The sequence below is a fragment of the Pseudomonas sp. Irchel 3A18 genome, assembly GCF_900187465.1.
GTDB classification, from domain to species: Bacteria; Pseudomonadota; Gammaproteobacteria; order Pseudomonadales; family Pseudomonadaceae; genus Aquipseudomonas; species Aquipseudomonas cichorii.
This window is the reverse complement of record NZ_FYDI01000004.1, coordinates 421,168-443,136: the sequence shown is the minus strand read 5'-3', so window position 1 is coordinate 443,136 and position 21,969 is coordinate 421,168. Positions and strand designations below refer to the sequence as shown.

Sequence of the window (21,969 nt, the reverse complement as noted above, 5' to 3'; positions counted from 1 at the left end):
TGCCTGAGCATCGCTCTCCGACTTTTCGCACAAAGTCTCAGCCTGGCGAATAGACATGAGTATAGAAGCTGAAAGAATCCTGCCAGTGTCAACACTCAAAAAAATGGAATTGCCTCAATAACCAATGGTTATAAAAACCTGGGCTCCTGCATTTGAGGTCTTTTACGAATGTTTACAGTCGATTTGTCAGCAGGGCTCTAGAGTAGGAAGAAAAAAGGGATGGATGCCTCATGAACAACCCCCCGACCGACAGCTCCGTCCAGGCTTCCAATGCCTGGCGCGTTTTGTTTCTGCTGTTTCTGGCCAACCTGTTCAACTTCTTTGATCGAGCGATTCCGGCGATCATCACCGAGCCCATTCGCAAGGAATGGCACCTGAGCGACTTCCAGCTCGGGCTTCTGGGCACGGCGTTTACCCTTGTCTATGCGATTGCAGGCCTGCCTCTCGGGCGTATGGCCGATACGGGCTCACGCAAGAAACTGATGGGCTGGGGGCTTGCCGTCTGGAGCGGGCTGACGGCGGTCAACGGCATGGCCAACAGCTTCTGGACATTCCTGTTGGTGCGCATGGGGGTCGGGATCGGTGAGGCCAGTTATGCGCCAGCGGCCAACTCATTGATCGGTGATCTGTTCCCGGCCCATCGTCGCTCGCGAGCCATCGGCATTTTCATGCTGGGCCTGCCGCTGGGACTTCTGCTGGCGTTTTTCACCATCGGTGCGATGGTCAAGGCGTTCGACAGCTGGCGTGCCCCGTTCTTTATCGCGGCGGTTCCCGGCCTGATTCTGGCGGTGTTCATCTTCTTTATCCGTGAACCCAAGCGTGGCGCTGCCGAAAGTGTGCAGATGTCCGAAGAGAAGATCGAAAAGCCGGTTCGTCGGGTTCTGTCGATCCCGACCTTTTGCTGGCTGGTGCTGGCGGGGCTGACCTTCAATTTCGCGACCTATGCCTGCAACTCGTTCATGGTGCCGATGCTGCAACGCTACTTTCAGGTGTCTCTGCAGGAAGCGGCGGTGGCGACCGGGATCATTGTCGGCGTCACCGGGTTGATCGGCCTGACCCTGGGCGGCCTGATCGCGGACAAACTGCACCAGCGCTCGCCCAACGGACGACTGTTGTTTGCGGTGTTCAGCATGCTGGTCGCCACCCTGGCGACGGGGTATGCCTTGCACGCGGGAAGGGTCGAAATCGGGGTGTTTGTGGCGGTATTCAGCGTCGGCTGGCTGTTCGCCTATAACTTCTATACCTGCGTCTACACCGCCATTCAGGACGTGGTGGAGCCGCGTCTGCGAGCGACGGCCATGGCGTTGTTCTTTGCCGGGTTGTATCTGCTGGGCGGCGGGCTTGGGCCGGTGGTGGTTGGCTGGTTATCCGATCACTATGCCCATGAAGCGATGACGCTGGCGGGGGCGGTGCAGATGGATGAAAGCTTCAAGGCCACCGGATTGCACGATGCGATGTACCTGATCCCGGTGACCCTGGGCATGACCCTGGTGTTTCTGCTGCTGGCCTCGCGTTGTTTCACGAGAGATGCCAAGCGGATGACCGACAGGATGCTGAATCCTGGGTAAGCGTGACGGCCTTGCGCGAATGAATTCGCTCCAGCACAAGGAGCAAATTCATTCGCGAGCAAGCTATCAGCCAGCTACCAGCACCCGAATCGCTTCCAGGCGCAGCGCTGCTTTTTCAAGCATGGCCAGGCCTTGTTCGCGTTGGTTGCGCAGGGCGACCAGCTCGCTGTCGCGAACGGTCGGGTTGACGGCTTGCAGGGCTGTCAGGCGTGCCAGTTCCTCTTCAGTATCGGCTGCCAGACGACGCTGTGCCTCGGCCACGCGCTCGGCGTGTTTCGGGGCAATTCGTTCCTCACCGGCGTTGATCCTGGGCGTCAGCACGTCGCGTTGTGCCTGGATGAACTTGTTGGCGCTGGCGCGTGGCACGCTTTCCAGTTGATCGTTCAGGGTGCTGAACGAAACGCGGCTGGCCAGATCGTTGCCGTTTGCATCCAGCAGGCAACGCAGTGCAGCAGGCGGCAGGTAGCGACCCAGTTGCAGGGAGCGCGGCGCGACCACTTCGCTGACGTAGATCAGTTCCAGCAGCACGGTGCCCGGCTTGAGGGCCTTGTTCTTGATCAGCGCCACCGAGGTGTTGCCCATGGAGCCGGACAGCACCAGATCCATGCCGCCCTGAACCATCGGGTGTTCCCAGGTAATGAACTGCATGTCTTCGCGAGACAGCGCCTGGTTGCGGTCGTAAGTGATGGTCACGCCTTCGTCGTCGCCCAGCGGGAAGCTGGCGTCGAGCATTTTTTCGCTCGGCTTGAGGATCAGGGCGTTTTCCGAATGGTCTTCACTGTCGATACCAAAGGCGTCGAACAGGGTTTCCATGTAGATCGGCAGGGTGAACTGGTCGTCCTGCTCCAGAATCGCCTCCACCAGTGCTTCACCTTCGCCAGCGCCGCCGGAGTTGAGTTCCAGCAGGCGGTCACGACCGGTATGCAGTTCGCTTTCCAGACGCTCACGCTCGGTGCGGGCTTCGTCGATCAGGCTCTGCCATTCATCGTCGTCACCGCTTTCCAGCAGCGGCAGCAGGCGCGGGCCGAACTGGTGTTGCAGGGCGTTGCCGGTCGGGCAGGTATTGAGGAAGGCATTGAGCGCTTCGTGATACCACTGGAACAGACGCGCTTGCGGGCTGGTTTCCAGGAAGGGGACATGCAGCTCGATGGTGTGCTTCTGGCCGATACGGTCCAGACGGCCGATACGCTGCTCCAGCAGGTCCGGGTGCGCTGGCAGATCGAACAGCACCAGATGATGGGAGAACTGGAAGTTGCGGCCTTCACTGCCGATTTCCGAACAGATCAGAACCTGTGCTCCGAATTCTTCATCGGCAAAATAGGCCGCTGCGCGGTCGCGCTCCAGAATGTTCATGCCTTCGTGGAACACGGTGGCCGGGATGCCGGAACGCACGCGCAGCGCGTCTTCCAGGTCCATGGCGGTTTCGGCATGGGCGCAGATGACCAGTACCTTGACGCGCTTGAGCATCTTGAGGGTGTCGATCAGCCAGTCAACCCGTGGGTCGAAGCGCCACCAGCGTTCTTCTTCGGTGATCTCCGGCTGCGACTGGAAGCTGACTTCCGGGTACAGGTCGGCATGCTCGCCCAGTGGCAGTTCCAGGTATTCGGCAGGGCAGGGCAGCGGATACTGATGCAACTGACGCTCAGGGAAGCCCTGAACGGCAGCACGGGTATTCCGGAAAAGCACGCGGCCGGTGCCATGGCGATCCAGTAACTCGCGGATCAGGCGCGCCTTTGCTTCTTCATCGCCAGCGTTCACGGCGCTCAGCAGGCTTTCACCTTCGGCGCCCAGGAAGCCATGAATGGTCTGGTGGGCCTTGTCCGACAGCTTGCCCTTGTCCAGCAGTTCCTGAACGGCTTCGGCGACCGGACGATAGTTTTCGCTTTCGGCGCGGAAGGCCTGCAGGTCGTGGAAGCGGTTCGGGTCCAGCAGGCGCAGGCGGGCAAAGTGGCTGTCCTGGCCCAGTTGCTCAGGGGTTGCGGTCAGCAGCAGGACGCCGGGAATGACTTCGGCCAGTTGCTCGACCAGCGAGTATTCGGGGCTGACCTTTTCTTCGTGCCAGACCAGGTGGTGGGCTTCGTCGACCACCATCAGGTCCCAGCCTGCGGCAAACAGGGCATCCTGGGCTTTTTCGTCCTCGACCAGCCACTCCAGGGCGACCAGCGCCAACTGAGTGTCCTCGAACGGGTTACCGGCATCGCTTTCGATGAAACGCTCGGCGTCGAACAGGGCGACCTGCAGGTTGAAGCGACGACGCATTTCAACCAGCCACTGGTGCTGAAGGTTTTCCGGGACCAGGATCAGGATGCGGCTGGCGCGGCCTGAAAGCAGCTGGCGATGGATCACCAGGCCTGCTTCGATGGTTTTACCCAGGCCTACTTCGTCTGCCAGCAGAACCCGTGGCGCGATGCGGTCAGCGACTTCACGGGCAATGTGCAACTGGTGAGCGATAGGTTGGGCACGCACGCCGCCCAGACCCCACAGAGAGGACTGCAACTGACGGCTGGTGTGCTCAAGGGTGTTATAACGCAGGGAGAACCACGCCAGCGGGTCGATCTGCCCGGCGAACAGGCGGTCGGTAGCCAGGCGGAACTGAATGAAGTTCGACAACTGGGTTTCCGGAAGGGTAACGGCTGCGTTCTGTGCGTTGAGGCCGTGGTAGACCAGCAGCCCGTCGACATCCTCGACTTCCCGCACGGTCATCTTCCAGTTCTCGAAGTGCGTGATCACATCGCCCGGAGAAAAACGTACCCGGGTCAATGGAGCATTACGCAGTGCGTATTGACGCGTGTCGCCAGTGGCCGGATAGAGCACGGTCAATAAGCGGCCATCCTGTGCCAGAACGGTGCCCAAACCCAGCTCGGCTTCGCTGTCGCTAATCCAGCGTTGCCCCGGTTGATACTGCTGCGCCATGCTGCCTGACTCCCGCTTTGAAAAAGCCGACTATGTTAACGGAACACGCCCTGAAGCCAAAGGCGGTAGTGAAAAAACACCTGTTATCGGCATCAATCATGACAAATACGCCCTTTCGGGCACTTATTACGCCAAACATAGTCGAAAAGTTTTCCCGAAAGGCGTTCAAGTCGACGGAATGGCAGCCGAAAGCCCAAATAACAGGAGACGAAAATCATGCTGCAACCGACGCTTCCGCTGAGTGTGGTACCCGTGACGTCGCAACTGGACCCGGCCAAGCGCATGCCGGACATACCACCTGTCGCCCCGGTGCAACCGAGCTCCAGTGAAACCAATATCGACCTTCGCCATGAAGATGCCGAGCGAAGTGCCTTGATGCTGCGTGAAGAGCAGCAGCGCCAGCAGCAACAGCGTCAGCATCATGAAGAAGAAGGTGAGCACATCGAGCAGTTTGCCGTTCCCGGCACTTCCCTGAATGCCGACAACACCGTGCCTGTCGTTCCCCTGATCGACAATGAGCCGCGTCAAGGCCTGTGGGTCGATGTCGAGGTGTGAGGTGCGATGCATCCTCGCTGGTCATCGTCGCTGCGATTGAGCATTATTGCTCCTGATACCGAGTGTCCGAGAGCTGCAGTCATGAGCGAAGATGAAAAGCTGATCGATCTGGGCGCCGAGCGCGCCAGGCGTGTTCACGATCTGAACGACAAACGCCTTAATGAAGTACGCAATGCCTTTGAACAGGCGATGCCACTCAGTGGCAAGAAAAAGCCCGGCAAGAAGCCGAAAAAGCGCTGATACCTGCTGTTCCATACCCCGTTTCAGATCCGTTGACCCGGATCAGTTGTCCCCACGCTCACCTGTCGAGCTTCGGGATCACTGATCTGGGTCAATTTCTTTGCGCGCCGTTGTGGTTAATCTAGCTCCATCGAACGGGCAGAGCAGGAGGCGAAGTTATGTTTCTGGACAATGTGGTTGTCGCAGGTGTCGTCACCGTCGGCCTGATGCTTGTTTTCTTCGCAGGCTTCGGACTTTTCATCTGGAAGGACTCGCAAAAGCGCAAGTAAGGCTCAGGCCTTCCATAACAAGAGCACGCAAGGCATTTAGGGCGACTTCGGTTGCCCATTTTTTTTGAAAAAAGCCAACGAATTCATTCGCGAGACAGCATCGAGCACGACATATCTTTATCGGATTCAATGGGTCTTCGCGAATGAATTGGCTTCTACTATCAGCCGAAGGTGATTTCCGGCAGCACGGTCAGGTCAACGGTCTGCTGCTTGCGAGGAGCAAGGATTTCCGCTTCGCCATCCACCACCAGCTCATCGTTCTGGTTGAATACGCGGGTCGCGATGCGCACGCGGAATTTCGGCAGCTTTTCCAGGATTTCCAGGCGTACGGTCAGGGTATCGCCCAGTTTCACCGGCTTCTGGAAGCTCATCTGCTGGCCGATATAGATAGTGCCCGGTCCAGGCAACTCGCAGGCCACTGCCGCACTGATCAACGCACCACTGAACATGCCATGAGCGATACGCTCCTTGAACATGGTCTTTGAAGCATATTCGGCGTCCAGATGGACCGGGTTGTGATCGCCCGACATCGCGGCGAACAGCTGAATATCACGTTCTTCCACCGTTTTGCTGTAGCTGGCAGTCTGACCGACTTCAAGTGCTTCGTAAGGTGTGTTGGTGACCTGGGTCATGTGGCTGTCCTGAAAATGGATATTTAGACCGGGAGGAGTCATTCGGCCCGGTGCGGACGTGGTTGTTCGAGTGAGCGCAGCAGCCAGTCGATCAAATCACGGGTAACGTCATCGCGATTGGTTTCATTGAGCAGTTCATGTCGCGCCTCGGGGTAGATCTCAAGTTGCACGACTTGATGACCTGCCTTTCCCAATGCATGAGCAAGATCTTTCAGACGCTTCCCATCGCTCACCGGATCACATTCGCCGCCAATTATCAGCAACGGCAGGCCCGGGTCGATCTGTTTCAGGTTGGACGGCTTGCTGATTTTCTGCAGCCCGCCGAGCAGATCGAACCATAACTGATTGGTGCAGCGAAAACCGCAAAGAGGATCGAAGAGGTACTTGTCGACTTCTTCATGGTCGCGGCTGAGCCAGTCGAAGCGTGTGCGTGCTGGTTTGAATGCCTTGTTGAACGAGCCGAACGACAGCCATTCGATCAGGGCGCTACGCCCCTTGGGCCCCTGGCGCCAGCGTTCCAGGCGCGCAATCTGGCGAGCACTGCGATAGAGCGAAACCGGCTGGAAATTCGAGCCACTGAGAATCGCGCCTTGCAGGCTGGCGCCGTGGTGCATCAGATACGCCTGGGCAATGTAGCTGCCCATGCTGTGGCCCAGCAGGAACAGCGGCAGGCCAGGGTGTTTCTGGCCAATGGTCTGGCTCAGGGTTGCCAGGTCGCCCACCACTTTGCTCCAGCCGTCCTTGTCCGCGAAATGACCCTGTTCCCCGTTGGCGGCCGTCAGCCCGTGTCCTCGCTGATCATGGGCATACAACGCGATGCCAGCCACATTCAGTGCCGTGCCCAGCCTTTCATAACGACCACCGTGTTCTGCCATGCCGTGAGACAGCATCACGACGGCTTTTGGCGTATCTGCCGGAAGCCATGCATTGACATGCAGACGGGTGTTATCACTGGCATCGAGCCAGAAGGCTTCGTGGTTCATGGTTATTTCCCGAGTCTGGATCGATGCCCGAATGAGGTGTTCATTCAGTGTATCGCCGATGACGACTTCAGGTTGCCCGACTGCAAGATTCACGGTGGCCTGCAGCAGGTATTGGAGAGGGGAATAGTGGTTGTCCGCGCATGGACGCAGCGTTTAGAAGAAGGAATTGCAGGATATGGGGCGGGGCGTTTGGCCCCCTGTTTTCAGTTACATTCGTAACAAATAGAATCATTGCTCTAAAAATGACGTTTTGCTATTCAAGAGTCATGAATGTGACTGGTGAGGGCTTTTTTGCCTCTAGGCGGCCTTTGGCAAAGCTGCTAATCTCGGCCCGCTTTCTGCCAGTCATTCAGCGGAAAAAGCGGGAACTGCATAATTCCAAAACACAAAAAAATCATCGCGTACAGCGATGTGAAGAATTCGCTATCGCTACGGAGCTGGCTTGCATGATCGAGAACTTCTGGAAGGATAAATACCCGTCCGGTATCGCTACCGACATCGATCCTGATGAGTACCCCAACGTCCAGGCCGTATTGAAGCAGTCTTGTGAGCGCTTCGCCAATAAACCGGCCTTCAGCAACCTGGGCAAGACCATCACCTATGGCGAGCTGTACGAACTCTCGGGTGCTTTCGCCGCCTGGCTTCAACAGCATACCGACCTGCAGCCCGGCGATCGCATCGCGGTCCAGCTACCCAACGTCCTGCAATATCCTGTAGCAGTATTTGGAGCCATGCGGGCCGGCCTGATCGTGGTCAACACCAACCCGCTGTACACCGTGCGGGAAATGGAACACCAGTTCAATGATTCCGGTGCCAAGGCACTGGTCTGTCTGGCGAACATGGCGCATCTGGCCGAGAAGGTCGTGCCCAAGACCCAGGTCAAGCACGTCATCGTTACCGAAGTGGCCGACCTGCTGCCGCCGCTCAAGCGACTGCTGATCAACAGCGTCATCAAATACGTGAAAAAGATGGTGCCGGCTTATCACCTGCCCAACGCCATCAAGTTCAATGACGTCCTGAGCAAGGGCCGTGGTCAGGCTGTCAAGGAAGCCTCGCCCGCGAACTCCGATGTCGCGGTGCTGCAATACACCGGCGGCACCACAGGTGTGGCCAAGGGCGCGATGCTCACCCACCGCAACCTGATCGCCAACATGCTGCAATGCAAGGCCCTGATGGGTTCCAACCTGCATGAAGGTTGCGAGATCCTCATCACGCCGCTGCCGCTGTATCACATCTACGCTTTCACCTTTCACTGCATGTCGATGATGCTCATCGGCAACCACAACATCCTGATCAGCAACCCTCGCGATCTGCCAGCGATGGTCAAGGAGTTGTCGAAGTGGAAGTTCAGCGGTTTCGTGGGGCTCAACACCCTGTTCGTCGCGCTGTGCAACAACCAGGAATTCCGCAACCTGGATTTCTCCAGCCTGAAAGTCACTCTGTCTGGCGGCATGGCGTTGCAACTGGCAGTGGCCGAGCGCTGGAAGGAAGTCACCAATTGCTCGATCTGCGAAGGTTACGGCATGACCGAAACCAGCCCGGTGGCGACGGTCAACCCCATCAGCAACATCCAGATAGGCACCATCGGTATTCCCGTGCCTTCAACCCTGTGCAAAGTCATCGACGATGCGGGCAACGAGTTGCCACTGGGTGAAGTGGGCGAACTGTGCGTCAAGGGCCCTCAGGTGATGAAGGGCTACTGGCAGCGCCAGGAGGCCACCGACGAAATGCTCGATGCTGAAGGCTGGCTCAAGACGGGCGACATCGCGATTATCCAGCCCGATGGCTACATGCGTATCGTTGACCGCAAGAAAGACATGATTCTGATCTCGGGTTTCAACGTCTACCCCAACGAGCTGGAAGATGTGCTGGTAGGCTTGCCGGGCGTACTGCAATGTGCAGCCATCGGCATACCGGACGAGAAATCCGGTGAATCGATCAAGGTCTTCGTGGTCCCTAAACCGGGCGTTACCCTGACCAAAGAGCAGGTCATGGAACACATGCGCGCCAACCTGACCGGTTACAAGGTGCCGCGCAGTGTCGAGTTCCGCGATGTCCTGCCGACCACCAACGTCGGCAAGATCCTGCGCCGCGAACTGCGTGACGAAGAACTGAAAAAGCTGGGCGTCAAGAAGTAAGCCTGCTTTCGCGAATGAATGCGCTCCTGTGGCAGGAGCGAATTCATTCGCGAAAAGCATCCCCCCTGCAAATCTGCGACAATCCGCGCCCCGCATCTTCAAAAAGACCCTGCGCGCCTGATGACCGAAGAAAGCCTCTCCATCGACCAACTGCTGAAAAACCTCGATCACGCGATGATCAGCGATCGCCATCGTTTTCGTCGTCAGTTGCACGAGCTACGCAAGAAGCCTGACGACGCGAAGCTGGCTCAGTGGGTGGAGAAGGTGCAGGCGTCTTTTGCCCAGGTGACTTCCCGGCGCGACAGCGTGCCGCCGATTCGCTATGACGAAAACCTGCCGATTGCCGCCAAGCGCGATGAAATCAAGGAAGCGCTGCTCAAGCATCAGGTGCTGATCATCGCTGGAGAGACCGGCTCGGGTAAAACCACCCAGTTGCCCAAGATCTGCCTGGAAATCGGTCGCGGCCAGCATGGCCTGATCGGCCATACCCAGCCACGTCGTATCGCGGCGCGCAGCGTTGCCAGCCGGGTCGCGGAAGAGCTGAGCACGCCGCTGGGCGCACTGGTCGGCTATCAGGTGCGCTTCGAGGATCAAAGCGACAGCAATACCCTTATCAAGCTGATGACCGACGGCATCCTGCTGGCCGAAACCCAGCATGACCGTTTTCTGGAGCGCTACGACACGATCATCGTCGACGAGGCCCATGAACGCAGCCTGAACATCGACTTCCTGTTGGGCTACCTGAAAACCCTGCTGCCGCGCCGTCCGGACCTCAAGGTAATCATCACCTCGGCCACCATCGACCTGCAGCGTTTTTCCGAGCACTTCGACAAGGCGCCTATCGTCGAAGTGTCCGGTCGCACCTTCCCGGTGGAAACCTGGTATCGCCCGCTCACCAGCGAGCAGGACGAAGAAGGCAACAGCGTCGAAGACGACCTGACCGTGGATCAGGCGATTCTGGCCACACTGGATGAACTGGCGGCTTTCGAGCGCAGCGAGCGCAAGAGCCCTGGCGATGTACTGGTGTTCCTGCCCGGCGAGCGGGAAATCCGTGATGCGGCGGAAGTGCTGCGCAAGGCTCAACTCAAGCACACGGAAATCCTGCCGCTGTATGCGCGCCTGTCACCCGCCGAACAGCAGCGCATCTTCCAGTCGCATCCGGGGCGGCGCGTGGTGCTGGCGACCAACGTGGCCGAGACGTCCCTGACCGTGCCGGGCATTCGTTATGTGATCGATACTGGTACGGCGCGTATCAGCCGCTACAGCTATCGCGCCAAGGTTCAGCGCTTGCCCATCGAAGCCATTTCCCAGGCCAGCGCCAACCAGCGCAAGGGCCGTTGTGGCCGGGTCGAGCCTGGGCTGTGCGTGCGTCTTTACAGCGAAGAGGATTTCAACGGGCGTCCTGAATTTACGGACCCGGAGATTCTGCGCACCAACCTGGCGGCGGTCATCCTGCAGATGCTGCACCTGCGGCTGGGTGAAATCACGGCGTTCCCGTTTATCGAGCCGCCGGACGGCAAGGCCATCAGCGACGGTTTCAACCTGTTGCAGGAGCTGTCCGCCGTCAATCGCGAAAACCAGCTCACGCCATTGGGCCGCCAGTTGGCTCGGCTGCCGGTTGACCCGCGCATGGGTCGCATGCTGCTTGAAGCAGCGAAGCAGGGCAGTCTTCAGGAAGTCTTGATCGTGGCCAGCGCCATGTCGGTGCAGGATGTGCGCGAACGTCCGCCCGAGCGTCAGCAGGCTGCCGATCAGGCCCATGCACAATGGAAGGACGCCGACTCTGACTTTGCCGGGCTGGTCAATCTGTGGCGCGGTTTCGAGGAGCAGCGTCAGGCGCTGACGGCCAGCCCGCTGCGCAACTGGTGTCGTCGCAATTTCCTCAATTACCTGCGGCTGCGGGAGTGGCGCGATTCCCATCGGCAATTGAGCCTGATCTGCCGTGACTTGCAGTTGGCGATCAACAAGGAGCCGGCCGATTACCCCAAATTCCACAAGGCGATTCTCTCCGGCCTGCTGAGCCAGATCGGCCAGAAGGCGGAAGAGGGCGATTACCTGGGCGCGCGGCAGCGGCGTTTCTGGATTCATCCTTCTTCTGGTCTGGGCAAGAAACGCTCGCAATGGCTGATGACCGCCGAACTGGTGGAAACCACCAAGCTCTATGCGCGGATGGTGGCCAAAATCGATTCCGACTGGATCGAGCCGCTGGCCGGGCATCTGGTCAAGAAAAACCACTTCGAGCCGCACTGGGAGAAGAAGCGCGGGCAGGTGGTGGCTTTCGAGCAGATCACCCTGTTCGGCCTGATCGTGGTCGCTCGTCGTCCGGTGCATTACGGCCCTGTGGACCCGGTGGTTTCCCGCGAGCTGTTTATCCGCGAAGGGCTGGTGCGTGGCGATATTCAGTCCCGCGCCAAGTGCCTGAGCGCCAACACGCGCCTGCTGGAGCAACTGGACGAGCTGGAAGCCAAGGCTCGGCGTCGCGATATTCTGGCCGACGAAGACACGCTCTACAGTTTCTACGAGGCGCGGATTCCCGCCGAGATTCACCAGACCGCCACCTTCGACAGTTGGTACAAGGTCAACAGCCAGAAAGACCCGCAGCTGTTGATCATGCGCGAGGAAGACGTGCTGGCCCGTGAAGCCAGTGAAGTGACGGCTGCTCAGTATCCCGACACCTTGCGTCTGGGGGAGTTGAGCCTGGCGCTGACGTACCACTTCGAGCCCAACCATCCCCGTGACGGTGTCACCCTGCGCGTGCCTGCGCCGCTGTTGCTGTCGTTGCCGGTCGAGCGCCTGGAATGGCTGGTGCCGGGTTTGCTGGAAACCAAGTGCATTGCACTGGTCCGCAACCTGCCCAAGGCTATCCGCAAGAACTTCGTGCCGGTGCCCGATTTCGTGAAGGCGGCCTTGCAACGCATCACTTTTGGCGAAGGCTCGTTGCCTCAGGCATTGGGGCGTGAACTGCTGCGCATGACTGGCGCCAGAGTGTCGGACGAAGCCTGGGCCGAAGCGGCTCAGCAGCTTGAAAGCCACTTGAAGATGAATCTGGAAATCCTCGATGGCAGCGGCAAGTTCCTGGGTGAAGGGCGTGACCTGGCTGAACTGACGGCGCGTTTTGCCGAGGCCAGTCAGGCTGCATTGGCCGTGCCACAAAGTGCGAAAAGTCAGCAGCCGGTGGAAGCCAAGGTCTTTGCGCCGGTGGCTCAGAAGACTCAACAAAACATTGCCGGCCTGTCCATGACGGTGTATCCGGCTCTGGTGGAAGAGGCGGGCACGGTCAAGGAAGGGCGCTTCTCGACCCAGGCCGAAGCTGAGTATCAACATCGCCGAGCCTTGCAGCGTTTGCTCTTGCAGCAACTGGCAGAGCCTGCCAAGTTTCTGCGCAGCAAGCTGCCGGGGCAAACCGAGCTGGCCTTATTGCATCGGGAGCTTGGGCGTATCGATGCGCTGGTGGAAGACATTCTGCTGGCGAGCCTCGACACCTGCATCCTGGAAGGCGAAGCGGAGCTGCCCCGTGACGGCGCAGGTCTGTTGTCGCTGGCCGAGCGCAAGCGCGGCAACTGGAGCGAGCATGCCGAGCGTCTGGCGAAGCTGACGCTGGAAATTCTCAAGCTCTGGCACGGCCTGCAAAAGCGTTTCAAGGGCAAGATCGACCTGTCCCAAGCCGTGGCACTCAACGACATCAAGTCCCAGTTGGGGCAACTGGTCTATCCGGGCTTCGTGCGTGAAACCCCAGCCCAATGGCTCAAGGAGCTGCCGCGTTATCTGAAGGCCATCGAAATGCGCCTGGAAAAACTGCCGGCGCAGGTGCAGAAGGACCGAGTCTGGAGCATCGAATTGTCCGGCCTGTGGGCGCAATACCAGGCCCGCGCCTCCAAACATGCCCAGGAAGGCAAGCGCGACCCGGAACTGGCAGTCTACCGCTGGTGGCTGGAGGAGTATCGTGTGTCCCTGTTCGCCCAGCAACTGGGCACCCGAATGCCCGTATCGGATAAACGCCTGAACAAGCAGTGGAGTCAGGTGGAAGCCTGATAGCGCTATTGCGGTCCTACACAGACTGCATGCCGTTGCCGGTCGCCTGACTAGCGCTAAACCCCCGCCGTTATGGCACACTTCGCGCCTTGCCTTGAAGTGTGCCGCGGGGTGTGGTCTTGCCCCAGCAGGCGGTTTTTACATGTGTGTTGGTACGCTGGTTCCAATAAGTTGTTGGCCGCCACTTACCGTACGACTACCCGCAACATTCATAAGAGAGGAACGACCGTGCACAACGTCGTCATCAGCGGCACAGGCCTGTACACCCCGGCCAACAGCATCTCGAACGAAGAGCTGGTGCAGTCTTTCAATACCTATGTCGCCCAATTCAACAGCGATAACGCTGCGGCCATCGAGCGTGGTGAAGTCGAGGCGCTGAGCGAGTCCAGCGTTGCGTTCATCGAAAAGGCCTCGGGTATCAAAAGTCGTTTTGTGATGGACAAGCAAGGCATCCTCGATCCGCAACGCATGAAGCCGAACCTGCCGGAGCGCTCCAATGACGAGTGGTCGATTCTTTGCCAGATGGGCGTGGCGGCTGCCGAACAGGCCATGCAGCGCGCAGGCAAGACGGCTGCCGATATCGATGGCGTGATCGTCGCTTGTTCCAATCTGCAACGCGCTTACCCGGCTATTTCCATCGAAATCCAGTCGGCCCTTGGCATCCAGGGCTATGGCTTCGATATGAACGTCGCCTGTTCCTCGGCCACCTTTGGCATTCAGGCTGCCTGCAACAGCGTGCAACTGGGCCAGGCTCGTGCGTTGCTGGTCATCAGCCCGGAAATCTGCACCGCGCACCTGAATTTCCGCGACCGCGACAGCCATTTCATCTTTGGCGACGGTGCCACGGCTGTTGTGGTGGAGCGCGCCGATCTGGCCACTTCCCCGTACCAGTTCGATATCGTCAGCACCAAACTGCTGACCACGTTCTCCAACAACATCCGCAACAACTTCGGCTTTCTCAATCGCACCTCGGATGAGGGCGAAGGCGCGCCGGACAAACTGTTTGTCCAGGAAGGCCGCAAGGTATTCCGCGATGTCTGCCCGATGGTGGCGGAGCTGGTGGGCACTCACCTGAACGAGAACGGGCTCAATGCCAGCGACGTGCAACGCTTCTGGCTCCATCAGGCCAACCTGAGCATGAACCACCTGATCGTCAAGAAGCTGCTGGGGCGCGAAGCCAGCGTTGAAGAAGCACCGGTGATTCTCGATACCTACGCCAACACCAGCTCGGCCGGCTCGGTAATCGCCTTTCACTCCTATCAGGACGACTTGCCCAAAGGCGCACTGGGTGTGCTCAGTTCTTTCGGGGCGGGGTATTCGATTGGCAGCGTGATCTTGCGCAAGCGCTGATCAAGGCTCGGAACGGTTACAGAGCCTGAAAAGAAAGACAGGCCGGCATTGGCAGATCGACGGATGATGGGGATCGATATGCCAAGGCCAGCCTGTAAAAACGAGAGCGTGCAGCTTTATGAAAACTTGACGCGCAGCCAGTTTTCTTTAGAACTTGGCTTCTACATCCAGCTGCAGTGTCTTCACATCCGAATCACGCGGGCTGGTTGAAGTAGCGTAGTCGGCTTGTGTCAGGAAGTAAGTCGCGCCGACAGAGAAATTCTTGTCGATTTCGTAACCAACTTTCAGCTTGTGGCCACGTGAACCTGTGGTGCCGTTGGCGAAGTCCGAATCGGTGAAGGCGCCGACCACTGCGTTACGCTGAGTATCGCGGTAGTTGTAGTCGAGGTTGAAGCCGAACACCTTGGTTTTCACACCGGTCAGCCAGGCAGTGTCCTGATCGTCAGTGCTGTCATTGTTGACGACGTACTGGCCATACAGCGCCAGAGGCAAGCCCAGGCCGCTTATGTCTATCTGGCCGAAACCTTCATACAGCCGGAACTGGTCGGTGGTGTTGCCGTTGACGCGCAGGGCAGCACTGTCCTTGTCGTTACGGAAACCGTAGAGGCTGCCGCCGAGGGTGACTTTCAGGTCGTCGGTCGGTGCGAAACGAGCACCCAACTGGCCGGCGTACATGGTCAGGTCGTGACGGAACTGGGTGCCGTCGCCGTCGATGTTGTCCTTGAGGGTGTAATGACCGGCACTGCCGAACAGCTCGGTCTTGCCGCCCAGCGGTAGTTTGTAGGTGGCAGCCAGACCTTCCGGGTTGATGTCGCTATCCCAGATGACGTCGCCCATGCTGACCCACGGCTGGTTCATCTTGCCGCCGATCACGTGCAGATCCTTGACCGCAGTCGGGGCATAGTCGATGTAGCCCAGGTCCAGCCACAGGTCTTTCTTGACGAAGTAGCCATCCAGATCCTGGTTGGTGGAGCGTGCATCGCTGCTGCCACCGGTGGCGATACGAATGCCGGTGCTCACCTGCGGGTTGATTTCGGTGTAGGCACCCAGACGGGCACGGATACGCTGGCGGTCTTTGTCCTGAGCGTTGGTCTGGCCGTCGATGTTGATGGTTTCCTGACGTACCCGCACATCGCCCTTGAACTGAGTCTTGGTGGCCCAGGCGATCTTTTTCTCGAACTCGGCCTGAGAGGCGGATTTGCTCTGCTGGACATCGGCCAGAGCCTGTTTCTGAGCCTGCTGGTCTTTTGCCAGTTCGGTCTGCAGTTCAGCGTATTGAGCCTGGTTGATCGAGCCATTGGCCCTGAGCATGTCCAGCAGTTTGGCGTCGACTGCGGCATTGGCGCCAACACTCATGGCCAGTGCCAGGCTGCCGGAAAGGGCGGCCGCAGTACGTGTAGAAACAAGACGCATGTCAATCTCCATAACTGAATAGCGGATGGGGAAAACCATCCTTGTAAAAACCACCCAACAGGCAGGGCGCGGTGAGGGTTAGTACCCTCTGTTCTAAAAACAGGCGCCAGTATTGCGGCTGGTTATTTCAGGAAGGTGGCAATACGATGGCATGTTGGTGACGATTCAGAGTCTGAAACATGCGGGCTAGAGCCTTCGGAGCAACAATTCGTGAACATTGCGTTTCGATGGGGGATACTGCTGCGTTCTCCGATCAGCCTGGAACGTCCCCATGTTCGTCCCGACCGCCAGCCTCAGTGATGTCGTGCCCGCCCAATGGGATACGCTGGTTCCCGATGGTCAGCCCTTTCTGCGACACGCCTTTCTCAGTGCACTGGAAGACAGCGGCAGCCTTGGCCCTCGTTCGGGCTGGAAAGCCGAGCATTTGCTGCATTACGAGAACGGCGAACTGATTGCGGCATTGCCCGCTTATCGCAAATGGCATTCCTACGGCGAGTACGTGTTCGATCACGGTTGGGCCGATGCCTGCCGTCGTGCGGGCATCGCCTACTACCCCAAGCTGCTTGCTGCTGTGCCGTTCAGCCCGGTAAGCGGTGCGCGTGTCTTGGCACGAACACCTGAGGCGGGTGTGCAATTGCTCGCGGGGCTGCCGGGCTATCTGCAAGGCGAAGGCTTGTCGAGCGCCCATGTGAATTTCACCGACCCTGCCGCCGATGCCTTGCTGACCGCTCAGCCTGGCTGGTTGCAGCGCTACGGTTGTCAGTTTCACTGGCACAACCGCGGTTATCGAGACTTTCAGGATTTCCTCGACGCCTTGAGTTCGCGCAAACGCAAGCAGATGCGCAAGGAGCGTGAACAGGTGGCGGGGCAGGGGATCGAGTTCGAGTGGCTCGAAGGCGCCCAGATGAGCGAAGTGCTGTGGGACTTCGTGTATGCCTGCTATTCCAATACTTATGAAGTGCGTGGGCAGGCGCCGTATCTGACGCGAGCGTTCTTCAGCCTGCTGGCCGAACGCATGCCCGAAGCGATTCGCGTGGTGCTGGCGCGCCAGGGCCAGCGACCGGTGGCCATGGCCTTCAGCCTGACAGGGGGCGACAGTTTCTATGGCCGCTATTGGGGATGCCTGGCCGAGTTCGACCGTCTGCATTTCGAGACCTGTTTCTATCAGGGCATGGATTACGCCATCGAAAAAGGGCTACAGCGCTTCGATGCCGGTGCCCAGGGCGAGCACAAACTGGTTCGGGGTTTCGAGCCGCAGATCACCCACTCCTGGCATTACCTGCTGCATCCAGGCTTGAAGGACGCCGTAAGTGATTTTCTGGAGCAGGAGCGGGTCGGCATCCTGGCATATGCCAAGGATGCCCGAGGGGCTTTGCCGTATCGGCAGGTTTGATTGACGGGCTGTTCGCGAATAAATATGTCTGTGGTGGGAGCGAATTCATTCGCGAATAAATTCGCTCCCACAGCTCTGAAACTCAATCCACCCCTACAAATCCGCCGGTCTGGTGCTGCCACAGCCGTGCATACAGCCCGCCATGGGCAAGCAGTTCGGCGTGGGTGCCGGTTTCGGCGATCTGGCCTTTTTCCAGCACCACCAGACGATCCATTCGGGCAATGGTGGACAGGCGGTGAGCGATGGCGATGACGGTCTTGCCTTGCATCAGGGTTTCCAGGCTTTCCTGAATCGCGGCTTCGACTTCCGAGTCCAGCGCTGATGTGGCTTCGTCCATGATCAGGATCGGCGCGTCCTTGAGCAGAACGCGGGTGATCGCGATACGTTGGCGCTGACCACCGGACAGCTTCACACCACGCTCCCCCACATGAGCATCGAAACCGGTGCGGCCTTCGGAGTCGGACAGCAGCGGGATGAACTCTTCGGCGCTGGCCTTGTGCACGGCGTCCCACAGTTGCTCGTCGGTCGCGCCAGGATTGCCATACAACAGATTGTCGCGGATCGAACGATGCAACAGCGACGTGTCCTGAGTGATCATGCCGATCTGTGCCCGCAGGCTTTCCTGGGTGACCTCGGAAATATCCTGGCCATCAATCAGAATCCGTCCCGCCTGCACGTCGTACATGCGCAGCAGCAGGTTCACCAGCGTCGACTTGCCTGCACCGGAAGGGCCGATCAGGCCGATTTTCTCACCGGGCCGGATATCCAGGTTGAGGTTGTGAATGATGCCGTTGCCATTCCCGTAGTGGAAATCCACACCCTCGAACTTCACGCCGCCCTTGGCGATCTTCAATTGCGGCGCATCAGGTTTGTCGTTGACCGTGACCGGTTGCGAGATGCTTTCCAGCCCGTCCTGCACGGTGCCGATGTTCTCGAAAATGCCGTTGACCACCCACATGATCCAGCCGGACATGTTGACGATCCGGATCACCAGTCCTGTCGCCAGAGCGATGGCGCCCATCGAGATCAGCGACTGGCTCCAGAGCCACAGGGCCAGACCGGTAGTCGACACGATCAGCAGGCCGTTCATGGTGGTGATGACCGTATCCATGGCGGTGACTACCCGGGCAGCCAGTTGGGTCTTGTGGGTGTGTTCGCTGATGGCTTCGCGGGCATAGCGCTCCTCGAAATTGGTGTGGGCGAACAGCTTGAGCGTGGTGATGTTGGTGTAGCCATCGACGATCCGGCCCATGAGTTTCGAGCGCGCATCGGAGGACACCACCGAGCGTTCCTTGACCCTTGGCACGAAGTAGACCAGCGACAGGATGTAAGCCGCGATCCAGAGCATCAGCGGGATCATCAGTCGCCAGTCCGCTTCAGCGAATAGCACCAGCGAGCTGATGGCGTAGATCAGCACATGCCAGAGGGCATCCACGGCTTGTACGGCCGAGTCGCGCAGGGAGTTGCCGGTCTGCATGATGCGCTGGGCGATGCGTCCGGCGAAGTCGTTCTGGAAGAAGTTGATGCTCTGCCTGAGCACATAACTGTGGTTCTGCCAGCGAATCATGTTGGTCATGCCGGGGCTGATGGTCTGATGCACCAGCAGGTCATGCAGGCCGACGAAGACCGGGCGTAGCAGCAGGGTCACGATCGCCATCCAGATCAGTTCGCTGCCATGGACCGTGAAGAAATCCTTGGCGGGCGTGGTCTGGGCCAGGTCGATGATGCGGCTCAGGTAACTGAAAAGCGCGACTTCGATCAGCGCTCCGATCAGGCCGACCACCAGCAGCGCGGTGAAAACGGGCCATACCTGGCGCAGGTAATAGACGTAGAACGCTAGAACGGTATTGGGCGGGGAGGCGGTAGGTGCGTCTCGGAAGGTATCGATCAGCTTTTCAAAACGACGATAAAGCATTGGCTATGATCCCCACGCGATGTGGGTTCTCCTTGATGATTGGAGGCTCTCCCTGACAGAGCGCATGCAGCCGGCCTTGAGCCTGGGCTGCATGCGTCCGAATTCCCTTTACTCGACGCGCTTGGCCGACTTGATCAGGATCGGGTCGACAGGCACGTTCTGCATACCTTTCTGGTTGCTGGTCTGGGCGTTGACGATCTGGTCCACCACGTCCATGCCCTTGACCACTTTGCCGAACACCGCGTAACCGTAGTCACGTACGCCGTTGTCGAGCATGGCGTTGTCATTGGTGTTGATGAAGAACTGGCTGGTTGCCGAGTTCACGTTCGACGTGCGGGCCATGGCGATGGTGCCGCGTACGTTGTGCAGACCGTTCTGAGCTTCGTTCTTGATCGGGTCCTTGGTGTTCTTCTGCACCAGATACTGGGTGAAGCCGCCACCCTGAACCATGAAGCCCGGGATCACGCGATGGAAAATGGTGTTGTTGTAGAAACCGCTGTCGACATAGCCCAGGAAGTTCTGGGTGCTGATCGGCGCTTTTTCGTCAGCGAGTTCAAGTTCGATCTGGCCGAAGCTGGTGTCGAGCACCACATGAGTGGGCTTGGCTGGAGGCTGGGCCGCCATCAGGTTGGCTGCGAACAACACGGAGCAGGCGGCGAGGGCGATTTTTTTCAGCATGGGGCAGAGAGTCCTTCAGTGATGATGTCGACTGTGGCTGGCAAGGTAACCACGTTTGGCTTTTTTTGCCCAGTGTGAACAAAGCCTGAAACCCCGCATGCGGTTTTCAGACCTTCGTTGACGCAATGAATTCCAGAACGGTGCGATTGAATTGCTCGGGCTGGTCCAGCGGCGTGGCGTGGCGGGAGTTCTTGATGACCACCAGCCGGGCGTTGGGTAACTGTTTGACGTAGGCCTCCTTGAGGGCCACCGGCGTGTAGTCGCGATCGGCACTGATGATCAGCGTCGGGCAGGTGATCCGTGACAGTTTTTTCTCCACGCCCCAGCCGACAATCGCATCGAAACTGGCCAGGTAGGCGCGCTTGTCATTCCTGCTCCAGCGCTCGGCCATTTTCTGGCGCAGTTCGGCCTGCTCCGGTTTGGGGAACAGCAGTTTGCCCAGGGCATGCCCCAGCGTGTTCATGCTCACCACCCGCGACAGCGTCCAGCGCCTGATCAGTTGCATCAAGTCGCTGAAGCTTTGGACCTTCACCTGCGGCGCACTGTTGACGATGCACAGGCTCTTGAGCAGGCCAGGCTGATCGACCGCTATCTGAAAGCCGATCATGCCGCCCATGGACAGGCCAACGATATGCACCGGCCCCAGATGCAGATGCTCGATCAGGGCTTCGACATCGGCGCTGAAGCCCTTGATGCTATAGCGCTCATGGGGTTTGTCCGAGCGACCATGGCCCCGTGCATCCATGACGATGACCCGATAGTGCTCGGCCAGCACCGGAATCTGGTATTCCCAGTCCTGGCAACTGGAGCCCAGGCCATGCAGCAGCAATACCGGTTCGCCCTGGCCGTATTCCTCGTAGTGCAGTGAACAGCCATCGTGTTCGAAAAAAGTCATTGGGTCCTTCCCCGTCAGGCTTGTTGAGGCGCCGCGAATGCCGCTGTCAGCGGGGCCGTGTCGAACGTTCGGATCAAGTCGATCAGGATCTGTGTTGCCGGCCCCAACGGCTTGTCTTTACTTGAGTAAAGATAGAACGACGGATTGCGACTGCCACCTTTGTCCAGCGGCAGGATCTTGAGCACACCCTCCTTGAGTTCCCGTTCGATCATGTGCCGCGGCAGCCAGGCAAAGCCCAGGCCGCTGCTGACAAAGGTGGTCGCCGTGCCAAGGCTGCCGACCGTCCAGCGCTGTTCGGCGCCGAGCCAGCCGACGTCACGAGGCTGTTGTCTGCCCGAGTCACGGATCACCACTTGCAACTGGCTTTCCAGGTCCTGGAACGTCAATTCGCGATTGGCCAGGTGCAAGGGATGTTCGGGATGGGCAACTGCCGTGAACTCCACGGTGCTCATTTCCGTGCCCAGATAACCGGGAATGTTGTAGCCGCTGATAGCCAGGTCGGCCACGCCTTCAAGCAGCACTTCCTCGACACCGGACAGCACTTCTTCGCGTAACCGCACCCGACAGCCACGGCTTTGCGGCATGAACGCGGTCAAGGCCCGCACCAGTCGCGCCGTGGGGTAAGCCGCATCGACGACCAGACGCACCTCGGCTTCCCAGCCTTGCTCCATATGATGAGCAAGGTCTTCCAGTTGGCTGGCCTGTTTGACCAGTTGCCGGGAACGGCGCAGCAACACGCCACCGGCTTCGGTCAATACAGCCTTGCGGCCATCGATACGCAACAGCGGCACGCCGAGCTGATCCTGCATCCGCGCCACGGTGTAGCTGACCGACGACTGTGAACGGTGCAGCGCTTCGGCGGCCTGGGCAAAACCACCGTGATCGACAACGGCCTGCAAAGTGCGCCATTGATCGAGGGTCACGCGAGGGGCTTTCATTCTGTTATTCCTCTTTCCATCCCTATTGTCCTAATCTGACAGTCCTTTCTCTGGAGA

General features: G+C 58.9%; 17 protein-coding genes. 9 read left to right on the top strand and 8 right to left on the bottom strand.

Going from position 1 to position 21,969, the window contains the following annotated elements:
- Window positions 1-230 precede the first annotated feature (230 nt).
- On the top strand, window positions 231-1,568 hold the full coding sequence (locus CKW23_RS10415; RefSeq protein ID WP_025261442.1) for an MFS transporter: 1,338 nt from the start codon (window positions 231-233) through the stop codon (window positions 1,566-1,568).
- A gap of 66 nt (window positions 1,569-1,634) precedes the next feature.
- Here CKW23_RS10415 and rapA read toward each other — a convergent pair whose 3' ends face one another.
- Window positions 1,635-4,481, bottom strand: coding sequence for an RNA polymerase-associated protein RapA (rapA, locus tag CKW23_RS10410; protein WP_025261441.1), 2,847 nt, complete (start codon window positions 4,479-4,481; stop codon window positions 1,635-1,637).
- Between rapA and CKW23_RS26460 the strand changes: the two genes are divergently transcribed.
- The 4 genes from CKW23_RS26460 (at window position 4,480) to ccoM (ending at window position 5,545) form a co-directional block, all read left to right on the top strand.
- Window positions 4,480-4,722 (top strand): hypothetical protein, encoded by a 243-nt coding sequence (locus tag CKW23_RS26460; RefSeq protein WP_143008669.1) that lies wholly within the window; start codon window positions 4,480-4,482, stop codon window positions 4,720-4,722. The two genes, rapA and CKW23_RS26460, sit on opposite strands and share 2 nt — an antisense overlap.
- Window positions 4,698-5,036: an aspartate-semialdehyde dehydrogenase gene (locus tag CKW23_RS10405; protein WP_095067529.1), complete on the top strand. Its 339-nt coding sequence runs from the start codon at window positions 4,698-4,700 to the stop codon at window positions 5,034-5,036. The genes CKW23_RS26460 and CKW23_RS10405 overlap by 25 nt, the downstream gene beginning before the upstream one ends.
- Window positions 5,037-5,117: 81 nt before the next feature.
- Entirely contained in the window at window positions 5,118-5,276 is a 159-nt protein-coding gene (locus CKW23_RS10400) for a hypothetical protein (RefSeq protein ID WP_038399997.1), read from the top strand.
- 158 nt (window positions 5,277-5,434) lie between these two features.
- A complete protein-coding gene (ccoM, locus tag CKW23_RS27080) occupies window positions 5,435-5,545 on the top strand; it encodes a cytochrome c oxidase subunit CcoM (protein WP_025261439.1) in 111 nt (36 codons plus the stop codon).
- A gap of 161 nt (window positions 5,546-5,706) precedes the next feature.
- Here the strand turns inward: ccoM and CKW23_RS10395 are convergent, their stop codons facing one another.
- Window positions 5,707-6,177, bottom strand: coding sequence for a MaoC family dehydratase (locus CKW23_RS10395; RefSeq protein WP_025261438.1), 471 nt, complete (start codon window positions 6,175-6,177; stop codon window positions 5,707-5,709).
- A 38-nt stretch (window positions 6,178-6,215) separates the two neighbouring features.
- On the bottom strand, window positions 6,216-7,160 hold the full coding sequence (locus tag CKW23_RS10390) for an alpha/beta hydrolase (protein ID WP_025261437.1): 945 nt from the start codon (window positions 7,158-7,160) through the stop codon (window positions 6,216-6,218).
- 446 nt (window positions 7,161-7,606) lie between these two features.
- Here CKW23_RS10390 and fadD1 point away from each other — a divergent pair, with 446 nt between their 5' ends.
- The 3 genes from fadD1 (at window position 7,607) to CKW23_RS10375 (ending at window position 14,680) form a co-directional block, all read left to right on the top strand.
- Complete coding sequence (fadD1, locus tag CKW23_RS10385; RefSeq protein ID WP_025261436.1) at window positions 7,607-9,298, top strand: long-chain-fatty-acid--CoA ligase FadD1; 1,692 nt, start codon at window positions 7,607-7,609, stop codon at window positions 9,296-9,298.
- 120 nt (window positions 9,299-9,418) lie between these two features.
- On the top strand, window positions 9,419-13,330 hold the full coding sequence (gene hrpA, locus CKW23_RS10380; RefSeq protein ID WP_095067565.1) for an ATP-dependent RNA helicase HrpA: 3,912 nt from the start codon (window positions 9,419-9,421) through the stop codon (window positions 13,328-13,330).
- A 228-nt stretch (window positions 13,331-13,558) separates the two neighbouring features.
- Window positions 13,559-14,680 (top strand): beta-ketoacyl-ACP synthase III, encoded by a 1,122-nt coding sequence (locus tag CKW23_RS10375; protein WP_025261434.1) that lies wholly within the window; start codon window positions 13,559-13,561, stop codon window positions 14,678-14,680.
- A gap of 147 nt (window positions 14,681-14,827) precedes the next feature.
- Here the strand turns inward: CKW23_RS10375 and CKW23_RS10370 are convergent, their stop codons facing one another.
- Window positions 14,828-16,093: a putative porin gene (locus tag CKW23_RS10370; RefSeq protein WP_025261433.1), complete on the bottom strand. Its 1,266-nt coding sequence runs from the start codon at window positions 16,091-16,093 to the stop codon at window positions 14,828-14,830.
- Window positions 16,094-16,364: 271 nt separating this feature from the next.
- On the opposite strand from CKW23_RS10370, the gene CKW23_RS10365 reads away from it, so the two are divergent.
- Entirely contained in the window at window positions 16,365-17,486 is a 1,122-nt protein-coding gene (locus tag CKW23_RS10365) for a GNAT family N-acetyltransferase (RefSeq protein WP_095067528.1), read from the top strand.
- 82 nt (window positions 17,487-17,568) lie between these two features.
- Here the strand turns inward: CKW23_RS10365 and CKW23_RS10360 are convergent, their stop codons facing one another.
- The 4 genes from CKW23_RS10360 to CKW23_RS10345 form a co-directional block, all read right to left on the bottom strand.
- On the bottom strand, window positions 17,569-19,401 hold the full coding sequence (locus CKW23_RS10360; protein WP_025261431.1) for an ABC transporter ATP-binding protein: 1,833 nt from the start codon (window positions 19,399-19,401) through the stop codon (window positions 17,569-17,571).
- Window positions 19,402-19,509: 108 nt separating this feature from the next.
- On the bottom strand, window positions 19,510-20,079 hold the full coding sequence (locus CKW23_RS10355; RefSeq protein ID WP_025261430.1) for a peptidylprolyl isomerase: 570 nt from the start codon (window positions 20,077-20,079) through the stop codon (window positions 19,510-19,512).
- A gap of 106 nt (window positions 20,080-20,185) precedes the next feature.
- Window positions 20,186-20,974, bottom strand: coding sequence for an alpha/beta fold hydrolase (locus CKW23_RS10350; protein ID WP_025261429.1), 789 nt, complete (start codon window positions 20,972-20,974; stop codon window positions 20,186-20,188).
- Between the two features lie 14 nt (window positions 20,975-20,988).
- Complete coding sequence (locus tag CKW23_RS10345) at window positions 20,989-21,912, bottom strand: LysR family transcriptional regulator (protein WP_025261428.1); 924 nt, start codon at window positions 21,910-21,912, stop codon at window positions 20,989-20,991.
- Window positions 21,913-21,969: the final 57 nt, after the last annotated feature.

Excerpts from the sequence above, each read along its gene's own strand:
- rapA (WP_025261441.1), bottom strand. The coding sequence starts at position 4,481 with ATGGCGCAGCAGTATCAACCGGGGCAACGCTGGATTAGCGACAGCGAA.
- CKW23_RS10400 (WP_038399997.1), top strand. The coding sequence starts at position 5,118 with ATGAGCGAAGATGAAAAGCTGATCGATCTGGGCGCCGAGCGCGCCAGG.
- CKW23_RS10415 (WP_025261442.1), top strand. The coding sequence starts at position 231 with ATGAACAACCCCCCGACCGACAGCTCCGTCCAGGCTTCCAATGCCTGG.
- CKW23_RS10395 (WP_025261438.1), bottom strand. The coding sequence starts at position 6,177 with ATGACCCAGGTCACCAACACACCTTACGAAGCACTTGAAGTCGGTCAG.
- ccoM (WP_025261439.1), top strand. The coding sequence starts at position 5,435 with ATGTTTCTGGACAATGTGGTTGTCGCAGGTGTCGTCACCGTCGGCCTG.
- hrpA (WP_095067565.1), top strand. The coding sequence starts at position 9,419 with ATGACCGAAGAAAGCCTCTCCATCGACCAACTGCTGAAAAACCTCGAT.
- CKW23_RS10350 (WP_025261429.1), bottom strand. The coding sequence starts at position 20,974 with ATGACTTTTTTCGAACACGATGGCTGTTCACTGCACTACGAGGAATAC.
- CKW23_RS10355 (WP_025261430.1), bottom strand. The coding sequence starts at position 20,079 with ATGCTGAAAAAAATCGCCCTCGCCGCCTGCTCCGTGTTGTTCGCAGCC.
- CKW23_RS10370 (WP_025261433.1), bottom strand. The coding sequence starts at position 16,093 with ATGCGTCTTGTTTCTACACGTACTGCGGCCGCCCTTTCCGGCAGCCTG.
- fadD1 (WP_025261436.1), top strand. The coding sequence starts at position 7,607 with ATGATCGAGAACTTCTGGAAGGATAAATACCCGTCCGGTATCGCTACC.
- CKW23_RS26460 (WP_143008669.1), top strand. The coding sequence starts at position 4,480 with ATGCTGCCTGACTCCCGCTTTGAAAAAGCCGACTATGTTAACGGAACA.
- CKW23_RS10345 (WP_025261428.1), bottom strand. The coding sequence starts at position 21,912 with ATGAAAGCCCCTCGCGTGACCCTCGATCAATGGCGCACTTTGCAGGCC.
- CKW23_RS10360 (WP_025261431.1), bottom strand. The coding sequence starts at position 19,401 with ATGCTTTATCGTCGTTTTGAAAAGCTGATCGATACCTTCCGAGACGCA.
- CKW23_RS10365 (WP_095067528.1), top strand. The coding sequence starts at position 16,365 with ATGTTCGTCCCGACCGCCAGCCTCAGTGATGTCGTGCCCGCCCAATGG.
- CKW23_RS10405 (WP_095067529.1), top strand. The coding sequence starts at position 4,698 with ATGCTGCAACCGACGCTTCCGCTGAGTGTGGTACCCGTGACGTCGCAA.
- CKW23_RS10390 (WP_025261437.1), bottom strand. The coding sequence starts at position 7,160 with ATGAACCACGAAGCCTTCTGGCTCGATGCCAGTGATAACACCCGTCTG.